1 protein-coding gene and 1 pseudogene are annotated in these 608 nt (G+C 49.2%); both read right to left on the bottom strand.

The window, feature by feature from the left end; all coding sequences use genetic code 11:
* Positions 1-65 precede the first annotated feature (65 nt).
* Positions 66-245 (bottom strand): annotated as a pseudogene (locus C3B51_RS23395) (transposase); the annotation flags it as partial.
* Between the two features lie 31 nt (positions 246-276).
* On the bottom strand, positions 277-608 hold a 332-nt coding region (locus C3B51_RS23750), incomplete at its 5' end, for a hypothetical protein (RefSeq protein ID WP_165389237.1).

The following is a 608-nucleotide window of genomic DNA, read 5'->3' as shown; positions in this document are numbered from 1 at the left end:
GTATTACCTAAAGGTAGACGGTGTAGCTCCTATACGCCAGTTTACGGTGGGTGTCTTTCAAAACTTATGCAAAATACCTTGCCAAGGGCCAGTAGTTTTTCTTCTACCCAGTCTCGACGATGTTCATAAGATTGACCCGTTAAGCGGTCTTGGCCGCATAGAAATGCCCGACGAACACATCGGGATATGCAGTGGTAGTATTTGGTATCAGACAGGCTAACCTGCCGCTTCCTTGCTGTTGGCATAGTCCATTATTCTCAATCCATTGAGTATTACCTAAAGATAGACGGCGCAGCTCCTGTACGCCAGTTTGGGGTGGGTGTCTTTCAAAACTTGGTAAGCCAGCGTGCGTGTGTGGGTACGGCCGTTCAGATGCACCGTTGCAGACAGCTGGTTACCATTGGCATCGTAGCTGAAGGTCTCTGTCTGCGCGCCTTTAACCCGCTCATAGATAGCATGTAAGGGCTCACCTGCCTTGCCATACTTTTGTGTCCAGCCGTCTTTGCTCTTGAGATTACCATTGGCGTCATAGACGTAGCGCTCATTATCGCCATTTACTGTGGTAACCCGATTCAGCACATCGTACCCAAAGGTGGTCTCGGTTGTTT

The sequence above is a fragment of the Pseudoalteromonas rubra genome, assembly GCF_004212645.1.
GTDB classification, from domain to species: domain Bacteria; phylum Pseudomonadota; class Gammaproteobacteria; order Enterobacterales; family Alteromonadaceae; genus Pseudoalteromonas; species Pseudoalteromonas rubra_G.
The sequence above is the reverse complement of the archived record's forward strand: the minus strand, read 5'-3'. Positions and strand labels throughout refer to the sequence as shown.